The following is a 13,119-nucleotide window of genomic DNA, read 5'->3' as shown; positions in this document are numbered from 1 at the left end:
TTAATATCCCAAAGCCTCACCGGCGGCAGCGCGGCTGTCGATGGCGCCGTTGTAGCGCGCGCCGCCGCCTTTCTCGATCTGTGCCAGGCTCTTGCCACCGACCAGGATGCCAGCCGCCTGCCCCCAGGTTTGGTCGCTGAGATCGAGGTGGTAGCCCATGCCGGCAAGCAGCTTCTCCGTGTCCGGCGACAGCCCGAATGGCTCGACATAGACCGTGTCCGGCAGCCATTGATGGTGGATACGCGGAGCGTCGATCGCCTGCTGGATGTCCATGCCGTGGTCGATGACGTTGATGATCGCCTCCAGCGTGATGGTGATAATGCGCGAGCCGCCCGGACTGCCGATGACCATGAACGGCTTGCCGTCCTTCGTGACGATCGTCGGGCTCATGGAGGATAAGGGCGTCTTCTTCGGCTGAATGGCGTTCGCGTCGCCCTGCACCAGGCCGTAGAGGTTCGGCACGCCCGGCTTCTGGGTGAAATCGTCCATCTCGTTGTTGAGCAGGATGCCGGTGCCGTCGACGACGACGCCGGCGCCGAAGGAGCCGTTCAGCGTGTAGGTGACGGCCACCGCGTTGCCGTCCTTGTCGATGATCGAGTAATGCGTGGTTTCCTTCGACTCGCCGAAGCCCTTCGGCATCAGCTCCTTCGAGACGCCGGCGCGGAACGGGTCGATCTTGTCGCGGATGTCTTTCGCATAGGCCTTGTCGACCAGCTTCGAGACCGGATTGTCGACGAAATCAGGGTCGCCGAGCGCCGAGTTGCGGTCGACATAGGCGTGGCGCAGGGCTTCCACCATGACGTGAACCGTCTCGGCCGAGCCGGCGCCGAGATAGGAGAGCGGATAGCCCTCCAGCACGTTGAGTATCTCGCAGATGATGACGCCGCCCGAGCTCGGCGGCGGCGAGGAAATGATCTCGTAGCCGCGATAGGAACAGGTCACCGGCTTCAGCTCGCGCACGGCATATTGCTCGAAATCAGGCTTGGCGAGGATGCCGCCTTTCGCGCCGCTCGCCTTGACGATTTCATCGGCAATCGACCCTTTGTAGAAGGCGTCCGGGCCTTTTTCCGAAATCGCCGAAAGGGAGGCGGCAAGGTCCGGCTGAACGAGCTTCTCGCCGACACCGTAAGGCTTACCGTCTTTTTTGAGGAAGATGGCGGCGGCAGCCGGGTCTTTCGCCAGCCGCTCGGCGCCGCCGGCGAATGACGCGGCGTCGCCCTGGTTGAGCACGAAGCCGTCCTTGGCGTAGGCAATCGCCGGCGCCATCAATTCCTGTCGCGGCAGCGTGCCGTATTTCTCGCGCGCCATCTCGAAGCCGGCGACCGAGCCGGGCACCCCGACCGCGAGATAGCCGTCGAGGCTGGCGCCTTTGATCGGCTTGCCGTCCTTGTCGAGATACATGGTTTTGGTCGCCGCGAGCGGCGCGCGCTCGCGGAAATCGAGAAAGGTCGTGCGGCCGTCCTTCATGCGCACGGTCATAAAGCCGCCGCCGCCGATATTGCCAGCATTGGGATAGACTACGGCGAGCGCATAGCCGACGGCAACCGCGGCATCGACCGCGTTGCCGCCCTTCTTCAGCACGTCGACACCGACTTCGGTTGCAAGATGCTGGGCAGTCACCACCATGCCGTGCTCGCCTTTGGCGGGAGTTGGCGAAGCGGCGAAGACGGTGGTCGGCGTGAAGGCAAAGGTGAGCGAAAGGCTGACGGCGATCAGCGTCCGGCGGGTCAAGGGCATGGCGGTGCTCCTGGCGTTGGGGGACGCCTAGGAAAGACCGTTGAGGTGGGTGAGTCCAGCCAATTGTGACGGTTGGCAATCCTTCACACCCCCCTCTGGCCTGCCGGCCATCTCCCCCGCAAGGGGGGAGATCGGATGTCGCCATCGCTTTCGTCAATCACCAACGTTGCAGGAACAGCGCCGTCGGCGGAACTGCTGATCTCCCCCCTTGCGGGGGAGATGTCCGGCAGGACAGAGGGGGGTGCTCAAGCGCTGCCGTCGCCCGTTGGATCGACAGGAAGTTGACTACACAATCCCGCCGCCGCCGCCTGCAACAGCCGGCCGCTCCGCGGCGACCTTTGCCCGATAGCCGGCGTCGCGATAGGCGGCCACGGGATCGATGGCGCCGCCCTTCTTCAGCCGTGCCATGGCGAGGATCGGCTCGACATCTGTGCGATAGGCGACTTTGAGCGTCTGCGTCGCCATCAAAGCATCATTGGCATCCTGAAAACCTTCCAGCGCCTTGCGGTCGACCAGCAGCGCCTGCGCATAGGCGCGCTGCACTTCGACCGCCGACAGCATCAGACTCTCGATCGGATCGGTGACGTTGTGGCTCTGGTCGAGCATATGCGCGGGATCGAAGCCCTTGGCACCGGTGAGCTCGGCATCGACCAGCTCATTGAAGACAAGGAACAGCCGGTACGGATCGATCGAGCCGGCGTCGAGATCGTCGTCGCCATATTTGGAATCATTGAAGTGGAAGCCGCCGAGCTTTTTGAACTGGATCAGCCGCGACACGATCATCTCAATGTTGACGTTCGGCGCATGATGGCCGAGATCGACCAGGCAGAAGGCCTTGTCGCCGAGCTCCTTGGCGATGATGTAGTTGGTGCCCCAGTCCTGCACGACGGTCGAATAGAAAGCCGGCTCGTACATCTTGTGCTCGGTGAACAGCCGCCAGTCGTCCGGCAGGCCGGCATAGATCTCGCGCATGGCGACGAGATAGCGCTCGAAGGCCTTCGCGAAATTGACCTGGCCGGGGAAGTTGGAGCCGTCGCCGATCCACACCGTCAGCGCTTTCGATCCAAGCGTCTTGCCGATCTCGATGCATTCAAGATTGTGCTCGACCGCTTGGCGGCGCGTGCCGGCATCGGCATGCGACAGCGAGCCGAACTTGTAGGAGAGCTTCTGGTCCTTGGCATCGGAGAAGGCGTTGGAATTCATGGCATCGAAGCCGAGGCCGAAGCGGGACGCCGCCTGCTTCAACCGGTTCGGATCGGCCTTGTCCCACGGGATGTGCAGCGAGACGGTGGGCGTTGCCTGCGTCAGCTGGCTGATGACGGCGCAGTCCTCGATCTTGTCGAAGATATCGCGCGGCTCGCCGGCGCCGGGAAAGCGGGCAAAGCGCGTGCCGCCGGTGCCGACGCCCCAGGACGGGATCGCGACGCCGAATTTCTCGACCTTGTCGCGGATGGCGTCGATGGCGATGCCGCGCCGGTCAAGGCGCTCGCCTAGCGCGGCGTAGTCGCGCTCGAGATCGGCCCGGCGCGCGGCGTTGCTTTTTTCGACGACGTCAGTCGAGATGATCGTTTCGGACACTGCACTTCCTCCCAGTATTCGTCGGCTGGCGCTGCCCCTCATCCGCCCTTCGGGCACCTTCTCCCCCTAGAACGGGGAGAAGGGAAGCGCGTGCCTAACGCGTAAAGCTCTGCGCGTTGCCGGCGTCGACGTTGACGATGTTCCCCGTGGACTTGGCCGACATGCCGGAGGCGAAGAAATAGATCGCTTCGGCGATGTCCTCCGGGAAGACCGACCGCTTCAGCATCGAGCGCGAGCGGTAATGCTCCTCGAGGTCGTCGGTCGACATCTTGTAGGCGGCGGCGCGCTGTTCCTTCCACTCGCCGGTCCAGATTTTTGAGCCGCGCAGCACGGCGTCCGGATTGACGACATTGACCCTGATCTGCGCCTCCGCCCCTTCCAGAGCGAGGCAGCGGGCCAGATGGATCTCGGCAGCCTTGGCCGTGCAATAGGCGGACGCGTTCGGCGAGGCGGCGAGCCCGTTCTTGGAGGCGACGAAAACCACATTGCCGCCGATCTTCTGGGCGCGGAACAGCCGGAAAGCCTCGCGCGAAACGAGGAAGTAGCCGGTGGACAGGATGTCCATGTTCTTGTTCCACAAGGTCAGCGTTGTCTCCTCAATCGGCGCCGAGGAGGCTAGCCCGGCATTGGAAACCAGGATGTCGATGCCGCCGAATTCAACCGACGCTTCGGCAAAGCCTGAGGCTACCTGATCTTCCGAAGTCACGTCGATCCGCACCGGACGGACGAAATCTTTGCCGTAGGCCTTCGACAGTTCCTCATTGGCGCTGGCCAAAGCGGCATCGTCGATATCGGCGAGCACCACGCAGGCGCCTTCGCGAAGCAGCCGGTTGGCGGTGGCGCGGCCGATGCCGCCGGCGCCGCCGGTGACCAGCGCGATCTGGCCGGCCAGCGCCTTCGGCTTCGGCAGGCGCTGGAGCTTGGCTTCCTCAAGCTGCCAGTATTCGATGTCGAAGGCTTCCTGGGCAGGCAGGCCGACATAGGACGAGACCGTCGAGGCGCCGCGCATGACATTGATGGCGTTGACATAGAACTCGCCGGAAATGCGCGCCGTCGCCTTGTCGCCGGCAAAGGTGAACATGCCGACGCCCGGCATCAGATAGACCACGGCATTGGGATCGCGGATGGCGGGCGAGTCCGGATGCTTGCAGCTGTCATAGTAGGCCTGATAGCCGACGCGGTATTCGGCGATGTCGTCGGCCAGGCGCGCGATGACGGCATCGACATCCGGCTTTGCCGGATCGAACTCGATCACCAGCGGCCGGATCTTGGTGCGCAGGAAGTGATCGGGGCAGGAGGTGCCGAGCGCCGCCAGCGGCCGCAAGTCTTTCGAATTGACGAATTCGAGCACGGCGGGCTGGTCATCGAAATGGCCGAGCTTATGGCTCTTTTCGGAGATGAGGCCGCGGATCCGCGGCATCAGCTTGGCCGCGATGGCGCGGCGCGCGGAAGCGTCGAGCGGCTGGACCGCCTCGCCGCCGAAGATCGCCTTTCCCTCGGATTTGCGCTCGAACCAGTCGATCGCCTGGTTGATCACCGAGATCGTCGTCTCGTAGCACTCCTTGGGCGTGTCGCCCCAGGTGAACAGGCCATGGCTTTCCAGCACGACGCCCTTGGCATCAGGGTTCTCGAGGCAGAATTTCTCCAGCCACAGGCCGAGCTCGAAGCCCGGCCGTTTCCACGGCAGCCAGCCGATGGCGCCGCCGAATATCTCCTTGGTGATCGCCTTGGAATCCTTAGCGGCGGCGACCGCGATGATGGCGTCGGGATGCATGTGGTCGACGCAAGCCTTCGGCACGAAGGCATGCAGCGGCGTGTCGATCGAAGCCGCGCGCGGATTGAGGTTGAAGGTGCAGTGGGGCAGATAGGCCACCATCTCGTCCTCATGCTCGACCCCGCGATACAGGCCCTTCAGCGCCCGCAGCTTTTGCATGTAGAGGGTGGCAAAACCGTCAAGCTTGATCGAGGCGCTGTCGCCGCCCGAGCCCTTGACCCACAGCACCTCGACCTCCTCACCGGTGAGCGGGTCCTTCTGCCAGACCTTGGACGAGGTGTTGCCGCCGCCATAGTTGGTGACGCGCTTGTCGGATCCCAGCGTGTTCGAGCGATAGACCAAGAGCTCAGGACCGCTCATCCCTTCGGCCTTTGCATCGTCCCAAAGATTGGCGAGGCGCGAGCCGGAGCGCTTGTCGAGCATAGGTATCCTCCCTTGGAGCGCGATGCCGCGCCCCTCATTTCTCGATCGGGAATGTCTACGCAAGCGCCGCGCTTGTCAATCACAAACGATCAATATCGATCATATTGCACTGCACAATGAAAATATATGATCGGAAATGATTGACACTGCGCGTTTTCTAAGGCCTGATGCTTGGGCAGGGAGGAACCATGCACGAGAAAGAGCGCCACAGGATCATTCTGTCCGCCGTCCAGGAAAAGCCTGTGGTGACGGTGCAGGAGATGGTCGAGTTGACGGACTCCTCCGAGGCGACGATCCGGCGCGACATCGCGGCGCTGCATGTACAAAAGCGCCTGCGCCGGGTGCGCGGCGGCGCCGAGGCGATCTCGCCGCCGCAGTTCATCGGCCTTGCCGGCCGGCCCTTCTCGGTCAACGAGACGCTGAACGCCGCGCAAAAGCGGGCGATCGCCCGCGAAGCCGTGAACCTTTGCGCGGACGGCGAACCGATCATCATCAATGGCGGCACCACCACCTTCCAGATGGTGCATTTCCTGACCGGACGCCGCATGCCGATCTTCACCAACTCCTTCCCGATCGCCGAGCATCTGCTCAAGCACTCGAAGAACACGGTGATGCTGTCGGGCGGCACGATCTATCGCGAGCAGAACATCATCCTGTCGCCTTTCGACAATGACGTGACGCGCAACTTCTATGCGCGGCGCATGTTCATGGGCGCGCAAGGTTTGGGGCCGCTCGGGCTGATGGAAGGCGATCCGCTCTTGATCCAGGCGGAGCAGAAATTGATCGATCAGGCCGACGAGCTGGTAGTGCTGGTCGATTCCTCGAAATTCCGCATGCGCTCCAGCCTGATCCTGTGCGGGCTGTCGCGCATCGCAACCGTGATCACCGACGACGGCATCGAGGACCGCGAGGCCAAGATGCTGGAAACGGCGGGCGTGGCGCTGATCGTCGCCCGCGGACAGTCAAGCGACAAGGAGGAATCTTCACTGCAGGCCTGAGGAAACTCGCGCCCGCAGCGGCGATGGAATGCAACGCTCAAGGGAGGATATTCGATGAGCTTTTTGAAGAAACTGCTGGTTACGGCGGCCTTTTCCGCCGCCATGTTCGTGAATGCCGCCTATGCCGAGAACGTCAAGATCGCGCTGGTGGTGAAGTCGCTCGGCAACGGCTTCTTCGACGCCGCCAACAAGGGCGCCGAGGAAGCGGCCAAGGAACTGGGCGATGTCGATGTCATCTATACCGGTCCGACCAAGGCTACCGCCGAAGCCCAGATCGAGGTGATCAATTCGCTGATCGCGCAGAAGGTCAATGCGATCGCCGTTTCAGCCAATGATGCAGACGCGCTGGTGCCGGTGCTGAAGAAGGCGATGGAGCGCGGCATCACCGTGATCTCGTGGGACTCGGGCGTCGCCAAGGAAGGCCGCCAGCTCCACCTCAACCCGTCCGACACCAATCTGATCGGCGAGACCATCATCAAGCTCGCCGCCGATTATCTGCCGGAAGGCGGCGATGTCGCCATCCTGTCGGCCTCCTCGACCGCGACCAACCAGAACGCCTGGATCGAAGCGGCCAAGAAGGTGCTGCCGGAGAAGTTCCCGAAGATCAAGCTGGTCGCCACTGTCTATGGCGATGACGACTCGGCCAAGAGCACGGATGAAGCCAAGGGCCTGTTGAAGTCCTACCCGAACCTCAAGGCGATCATCGCGCCGACCACGGTGGGCGTCGTCGCCGCCGCGCAGGTCGTCACCGACGAGAACCTGATCGGCAAGGTCAACGTCACCGGCCTCGCGCTGCCATCGGAGTTCAAGAAGTTCATCGATAACGGCGCTTCGCAGGCTGTCGCTCTCTGGAACCCGATCGACCTCGGCTATTCGGCGATCTACCTCGCCCATGACCTGGCGGTGAAGAAGGAAGAAGCCAAGCCCGGCGCCACGCTGTCGATCGGCCGCGTCGGCAAGGTGACGCTCGACGACACCAACTCGGCCGCCATGGCTCCGCCCTTCCAGTTCGACAAGAGCAACATCGAGAAGTTCTCCAAGATCTATTGATCTCGGACTGATGGCGCTGCCCCCCTCATCCGGCCGCTTCGCGGCCACCTTCTCCCCGGTGGGGAGAAGAGCCTGGAGCCAAGCTCGGAAATCTCCTCTCCCCTCGGGGAGAGGTCGACCGAGCGAAGCGGAGGTCGGGTGAGGGGAAGTCTACACGCAATAGATTGACCGGGCTTGATACGACTATGGACACGACGGCCCATGACGGCACGGTAAAGGAGCGGCTCCCCGCCTCCGCTCCTCGCCTGACGCTCTCAGGCATCTCGAAAAGTTTCCCGGGCGTGCGCGCGCTGCACAATGTCAGCCTGTCGCTCTATCCCGGACAGGTGACGGCGCTGATCGGCGAGAACGGCGCCGGCAAGTCGACGCTGGTCAAGATCATGACCGGCATCTACCAGCCCGATTCAGGCGAGATCGGCATCGACGGCCTGACCACGACGCTGCCCAGCGCGCATGCCGCCTTCGGCCACGGCATCACCGCCATCCACCAGGAGACAGTGCTGTTCGATGATCTTTCGGTCGCCGAAAACATTTTTCTCGGCCATGCGCCGCGCACCCGCTTCGGCACCATCGATTGGCGCACCATGCGCAAGAACGCCCGCGAGGTGTTGGAGACGATGCGCGCCGGCCATATCGACGCTGACGCGCGGCTGAAGGACCTCGGCATCGCCAATAAGCATCTGGTGGCGGTGGCACGCGCCATGTCGATCGACGCGCGCATCGTCATCATGGACGAGCCTACAGCGGCACTTTCGATGAAGGAGATCGAGGAGCTTTTCCTGCTGATCGAATTCCTGAAGAGCGAAGGCAAGGCGGTGCTCTTCATCAGCCACAAGTTCGACGAGATCTACCGCATCGCCGACCGCTACACCGTCTTCCGCGATGGCGAGATGGTCGGCGAAGGCCTGCTGAAAGATACCGGCCAGAACGAGATCGTGCGCATGATGGTCGGCCGCAATGTCGACCACATCTTTCCGCAGCGCGAGCCGAAGATCGGGGCGCCGGTGCTGTCCGTCTCCGGCCTGTCGCATCCGACCGAATTCGACGACATCGGCTTCGAATTGCGCAAGGGCGAGATCCTCGGCTTCTACGGGCTGGTCGGCGCCGGGCGCAGCGAGGTGATGCAGGCGATCGCCGGCATCACCCGCACCAGCCGGGGCGCGATTTCGCTGGACGGCAAGACGATCGCACCGAAGTCGGCGGCGGATTCGATCGAGGCCGGCATCGTCTACGTGCCGGAAGAGCGCGGCAAGCAAGGCGTGGTGATCGGCCTGCCGATCTTCCAGAATGTTTCTCTCCCTTCACTGGCGCGCACCTCGAAATCCGGCGTGCTGAGGCTGGCGGAAGAGTTCTCGCTCGCGCGCTCCTACACCGAGCGGCTCGACCTGCGCGCCTCATCGCTGAGCCAGGATGTCGGCACGCTTTCCGGCGGCAACCAGCAGAAAGTCGTTATCGCCAAATGGCTGGCCACAGCGCCCAAGGTGATCATCCTCGACGAGCCGACCAAGGGCATTGACATCGGCTCCAAGGCCGCCGTGCACGGCTTCATGGCCGAACTGGTCGCGCAAGGCCTGTCGGTGATCATGGTCTCGTCGGAACTGCCCGAAATCCTCGGCATGTCCGACCGCGTCGTGGTCATGCGCGAAGGCCGCATCGCGGCGACCTACGACAACAAGGGGCTCGACGCCGAGACGCTGGTTCGAACGGCGGCGGGGATCGCGGCATGAAGAGCTTCCTCAAATACCGCGAGATCTGGCTGCTTGCCGGCATCGTCGTGCTGATCGGCCTGATCTCGACGCGCTTCCCCGGCTTCGCCGTCCCCGCCAATCTGCGTCAGGTCTTCAACGACACCTCGATCCTGATGATCCTGGCTCTGGGTCAGATGGTGGTGATCCTGACGCGCTCGATCGACCTGTCGATGGCGTCCAACCTCTGCTTCACCGGCATGGTGGTGGCGATGCTCAACGCCGCGCATCCGGCGATCCCGATCCCGGTGCTGATCGTGATCGCACTTGCCATCGGACTGGCGCTTGGCGCGATCAACGGCTTCCTGGTGTGGCGGCTGAACATCCCGTCGATCGTGGTGACGCTGGGCACGCTGACGATCTATCGAGGCGCCACCTTCGTCGTCTCGGGCGGCGCCTGGGTCAATGCCGACCAGATGAGCTCGGACTTCATCAATTTCCAGCGCGCCGCCTTCCTCGGCCTGCCGGTGCTGTCCTGGATCGCGATCATCGTGATCGCGCTGTTCTTTCTGGTGATGACGCGCACGCAGATCGGCCGCTCGATTCACGCCATCGGCGTCAACCCGACCGCCTCGGTCTATGCCGGCATCGATGTCGGCCGCACCAAATTCATCGTGTTCTGCATTTCCGGCATGATCGGCGGGCTCGCCGGCTATCTGTGGATCTCGCGCTACGTCATCGCCTCAGTCGAGGTCGCCAACGGCTATGAGCTCAACATCATCGCCGCCTGCGTGATCGGCGGCATCTCGATCGCCGGCGGCATCGGCTCGGTCGGCGGCGCGGTGCTGGGTGCGCTGTTCCTTGGCATCATCTCCAACGCGCTGCCGGTCATCAACATCTCGCCTTTCTGGCAGATGGCGATTTCGGGAAGCGCCATCATCCTGGCCGTGGTGCTCAACGCGCGCGGCGAGCGCCGGCAGGGCCGGATCATCCTGAGAAAGGCGGAAGCGGCATGACCGACACCCCTGCCCCGCGCCACATCCCCGACCGGTTGGACAAGCCACTCTCCTCGGCGATCTTCTCCTGGGAGGCGCTGCTCGTCGTCATCGCGGTCCTCATCTTCGCGGTGAACAGTTTTGCTTCGCCCTACTTCCTCGATCCGTGGTCGCTGTCGGACCTGACCTTCAACTTCACCGAAAAGGGCCTGATCGCTTTAGCCATGGCGCTGCTGATCATCTCGGGCGAGATCGACCTGTCGGTCGCAGCGATCGTGGCTTTAGCCTCGACGATGATGGGCATGGCAGTGCAGGCCGGCGCGGGAACACCGGTGCTGGTGGCAATCGGCGTCCTCGTGGGACTCGGCTGCGGCGCCTGCAACGGGCTGCTTGTCACCCGGCTCGGCCTGCCTTCCATCGTAGTCACCATCGGCACGATGAGCCTGTTTCGCGGCATCGCCTTCATCATCCTCGGCGACCAGGCCTACAAAGGCTATCCGGAGAGCTTCGCCTTCTTCGGCCAGGGCTATGTCTGGTGGGTCTTCTCGTTCGAGCTGGCGCTGTTCCTCGCCGCGGCGCTGATCTACTGGTTCCTGCTGCACCGCACGAGCTTCGGCCGCCGCGTCTTCGCCATCGGCAACAACCCGGTCGCCTGCCAGTTCTCCGGCGTGCGCGTCGACCGCATCAAATTCATCCTGTTTTGCCTGACCGGGCTGATGTCGGGCATAGCCTCGGTGTTGATCACCTCGCGGCTTGGCTCGACGCGGCCGTCGATCGCGCAGGGCTATGAGCTTGAGGCGATCACCATGGTGGTGCTCGGCGGCGTCTCGATCCTCGGCGGCGCCGGCAGCATACTTGGCGTCGTGCTCGCCGCCTTCATCATGGGGCTGGTGACGTTTGGCCTCGGACTGCTCAACGTGCCCGGCATTGTCATGTCGATCTTCATCGGCCTGCTGCTGATCATCGTCATTGCGCTGCCGATCGTCTGGCGGCGGCTGCGCGAGGGGCGCTTCACCTGATGGAGAAATACGCCTTCAAGATGAAGCTCAATCCCGGCATGAAGGCCGAGTACAAGCGCCGGCATGACGAGATCTGGCCCGAGCTGGTCGCGCTGCTGAGAGAGGCCGGCATCTCCGACTATTCGATCTATCTCGACGAGGAGACCAACATCCTGTTCGGGGTGCTGTGGCGCCGCGATGACCACGGCATGGCCGATCTTCCGAAGCACCCGGTGATGCAGCGCTGGTGGGCGTATATGGCCGACGTCATGGAGACCAAACCCGACAACGAGCCGGTGGCGGCGCCGCTGGAAACCGTGTTCCATATGGCATGATCGTCGCCGTCATCGATATTGGCAAGACCAACGCCAAGGTGGCGCTGGTCGATCTCGCGACACTGAGCGAGATTGCGCTGCGCCGCTTCGCCAACGCGCCGGTGCGGCAGGCGCCCTATCCGCATCACGATGTCGAGGCGCTGTGGACGCTCATCCTGAACAGCCTCGCCGATCTCAACCGCGAACGGCAGATCGATGCGATCTCGATCACCACGCATGGCGCGACCGGCGCGCTGGTCGACCGCTCAGGCGAACTGGTGCTGCCTGTGCTCGATTACGAATTCGACGGTCCCGGTCAGCTTGCGGCCGACTATGACGCCGTGCGCCCGCCTTTCGGCGAAACCGGCACGCCGCGGTTGCCCATCGGCCTCAATCTCGGCGCGCAGTTCTTCTGGCAGCAGAAACGTTTCCCGGCGGACTTCGCTATGGCCGCCGCGATGCTGATGTATCCGCAATATTGGGCGCTGCGGCTGACCGGCGTCGCCGCCAATGAGGTGAGCTCGCTCGGCTGTCACACCGATCTCTGGAATCCCTGGACGTCCGATTACTCGTCGCTGGTCGACAGGATGGGCTGGCGCCGGCTGATGGCGCCGGTGCGACCGGCAAAGGATCGGCTTGGCCCGATCCTGCCGGAGTTGGCGCGGCAGACCGGCCTCGATCCGCAGACGCCCGTGTTCTGCGGGCTGCACGATTCCAACGCCTCGCTGCTGCCGCACCTTTTGTCCGAGGCACCGCCCTTCTCCGTCGTCTCGACCGGCACATGGGTGGTGTCGATGGCGGTGGGCGGCAGGAAGGTGGAGCTCGACCCGGCGCGCGACACGCTGGTCAATGTCAACGCGCTCGGCGATCCGGTGCCTTCGGCGCGCTTCATGGGTGGGCGCGAGTTCTCGCTGCTGACCGACGGCCAAAGCCAGGAATGGAGCGAAGACAATGTTGCCGCCGTTCTGGCGCGGCAGGTGCTGCTCCTGCCTGCCACTCAGCAGGGTTCGGGGCCGTTTCCGCATCGCGGCGCACAGTGGGTCAATGCCGAGGACTTAAGCGCCGGTCAGCGCTTCGCCGCCATCTCGTTCTATCTGGCGCTGACGACCGCGACCTGCCTGGAATTGATCGGCGGCGACGGACCGACGACCGTCGAGGGACCTTTCGCGCAGAACCCGCTTTTCATCAGAATGCTGGCGGCAGCTACCGAGCGACCGGTCATTGCGTCAGAGACCTCGACCGGGACCAGCATCGGCGCGGCCTTGTTAGCCTCAGATCGCGTCATCGCGATGAGCAAGGGTGAGCGCTCAGAACCACCGACCGATCAGTCCTGGGGCGGATATGCTCGGGCTTGGCGCCGCTCTACTTGACAGGTTGGCTCTGCCCCTCATTGCCCTGCCGGGCATTTCTCCCCGTATAGTGACGGGGAGAAAGAGGCCGTCACCGGCGATTTCGCCAATTTTCAACGCCGCGGAAATGCGTGTCGGCATGGCCACAGCTCTCTTCTCCCCGTTCAACGGGGAGAAGGTGCCGGCAGGCGGATGAGGGGCAGCGCCGACCTCGGCAA

The 13,119-nt window shown here is 63.5% G+C and carries 10 protein-coding genes; 7 read left to right on the top strand and 3 right to left on the bottom strand.

Annotation, left to right across the window (positions count from 1 at the left end; all coding sequences use genetic code 11):
* The 3 genes from ggt to FJ423_RS19445 form a co-directional block, all read right to left on the bottom strand.
* Positions 1 to 1,737, bottom strand: a complete 1,737-nt coding sequence (gene ggt, locus FJ423_RS19460) for a gamma-glutamyltransferase (protein ID WP_140844025.1) — start codon at positions 1,735 to 1,737, stop codon at positions 1 to 3.
* Positions 1,738 to 2,022: 285 nt separating this feature from the next.
* Positions 2,023 to 3,357 carry an L-rhamnose catabolism isomerase gene (gene rhaI / locus FJ423_RS19450; RefSeq protein WP_140844021.1) on the bottom strand — a complete coding sequence of 445 codons (1,335 nt, stop codon included), beginning with the start codon at positions 3,355 to 3,357 and terminating at the stop codon, positions 2,023 to 2,025.
* A 52-nt stretch (positions 3,358 to 3,409) separates the two neighbouring features.
* Positions 3,410 to 5,512 carry a bifunctional rhamnulose-1-phosphate aldolase/short-chain dehydrogenase gene (locus tag FJ423_RS19445; RefSeq protein WP_140844019.1) on the bottom strand — a complete coding sequence of 701 codons (2,103 nt, stop codon included), beginning with the start codon at positions 5,510 to 5,512 and terminating at the stop codon, positions 3,410 to 3,412.
* Between the two features lie 188 nt (positions 5,513 to 5,700).
* Between FJ423_RS19445 and FJ423_RS19440 the strand changes: the two genes are divergently transcribed.
* The 7 genes from FJ423_RS19440 to FJ423_RS19410 all read left to right on the top strand — a co-directional run bounded on the left by FJ423_RS19440 (position 5,701) and on the right by FJ423_RS19410 (position 12,922).
* On the top strand, positions 5,701 to 6,510 hold the full coding sequence (locus FJ423_RS19440) for a DeoR/GlpR family DNA-binding transcription regulator (RefSeq protein ID WP_140844017.1): 810 nt from the start codon (positions 5,701 to 5,703) through the stop codon (positions 6,508 to 6,510).
* Between the two features lie 54 nt (positions 6,511 to 6,564).
* On the top strand, positions 6,565 to 7,560 hold the full coding sequence (gene rhaS / locus FJ423_RS19435) for a rhamnose ABC transporter substrate-binding protein (protein WP_095765868.1): 996 nt from the start codon (positions 6,565 to 6,567) through the stop codon (positions 7,558 to 7,560).
* Positions 7,561 to 7,745: 185 nt separating this feature from the next.
* Complete coding sequence (locus FJ423_RS19430) at positions 7,746 to 9,287, top strand: sugar ABC transporter ATP-binding protein (protein ID WP_095765869.1); 1,542 nt, start codon at positions 7,746 to 7,748, stop codon at positions 9,285 to 9,287.
* On the top strand, positions 9,284 to 10,261 hold the full coding sequence (locus tag FJ423_RS19425) for an ABC transporter permease (protein ID WP_095765870.1): 978 nt from the start codon (positions 9,284 to 9,286) through the stop codon (positions 10,259 to 10,261). The genes FJ423_RS19430 and FJ423_RS19425 overlap by 4 nt, the downstream gene beginning before the upstream one ends.
* A complete protein-coding gene (locus tag FJ423_RS19420) occupies positions 10,258 to 11,259 on the top strand; it encodes an ABC transporter permease (RefSeq protein ID WP_140844015.1) in 1,002 nt (333 codons plus the stop codon). Before FJ423_RS19425 ends, FJ423_RS19420 begins: the two co-directional genes overlap by 4 nt.
* Positions 11,259 to 11,573 carry an L-rhamnose mutarotase gene (gene rhaM, locus FJ423_RS19415; RefSeq protein WP_181174840.1) on the top strand — a complete coding sequence of 105 codons (315 nt, stop codon included), beginning with the start codon at positions 11,259 to 11,261 and terminating at the stop codon, positions 11,571 to 11,573. Before FJ423_RS19420 ends, rhaM begins: the two co-directional genes overlap by 1 nt.
* Complete coding sequence (locus tag FJ423_RS19410) at positions 11,570 to 12,922, top strand: FGGY-family carbohydrate kinase (protein ID WP_140844011.1); 1,353 nt, start codon at positions 11,570 to 11,572, stop codon at positions 12,920 to 12,922. Before rhaM ends, FJ423_RS19410 begins: the two co-directional genes overlap by 4 nt.
* Positions 12,923 to 13,119: the final 197 nt, after the last annotated feature.

It is taken from the genome of Mesorhizobium sp. B2-8-9, from assembly GCF_006439475.1.
Taxonomy (GTDB): domain Bacteria; phylum Pseudomonadota; class Alphaproteobacteria; order Rhizobiales; family Rhizobiaceae; genus Mesorhizobium.
Note: the sequence above shows the minus strand (reverse complement) of the source record. Positions and strands in the feature narration are given on the sequence as shown.

Excerpts from the sequence above, each read along its gene's own strand:
- ggt (WP_140844025.1), bottom strand. The coding sequence starts at position 1,737 with ATGCCCTTGACCCGCCGGACGCTGATCGCCGTCAGCCTTTCGCTCACC.
- rhaI (WP_140844021.1), bottom strand. The coding sequence starts at position 3,357 with ATGAGGGGCAGCGCCAGCCGACGAATACTGGGAGGAAGTGCAGTGTCC.
- FJ423_RS19445 (WP_140844019.1), bottom strand. The coding sequence starts at position 5,512 with ATGCTCGACAAGCGCTCCGGCTCGCGCCTCGCCAATCTTTGGGACGAT.
- FJ423_RS19440 (WP_140844017.1), top strand. The coding sequence starts at position 5,701 with ATGCACGAGAAAGAGCGCCACAGGATCATTCTGTCCGCCGTCCAGGAA.
- rhaS (WP_095765868.1), top strand. The coding sequence starts at position 6,565 with ATGAGCTTTTTGAAGAAACTGCTGGTTACGGCGGCCTTTTCCGCCGCC.
- FJ423_RS19430 (WP_095765869.1), top strand. The coding sequence starts at position 7,746 with ATGGACACGACGGCCCATGACGGCACGGTAAAGGAGCGGCTCCCCGCC.
- FJ423_RS19425 (WP_095765870.1), top strand. The coding sequence starts at position 9,284 with ATGAAGAGCTTCCTCAAATACCGCGAGATCTGGCTGCTTGCCGGCATC.
- FJ423_RS19420 (WP_140844015.1), top strand. The coding sequence starts at position 10,258 with ATGACCGACACCCCTGCCCCGCGCCACATCCCCGACCGGTTGGACAAG.
- rhaM (WP_181174840.1), top strand. The coding sequence starts at position 11,259 with ATGGAGAAATACGCCTTCAAGATGAAGCTCAATCCCGGCATGAAGGCC.
- FJ423_RS19410 (WP_140844011.1), top strand. The coding sequence starts at position 11,570 with ATGATCGTCGCCGTCATCGATATTGGCAAGACCAACGCCAAGGTGGCG.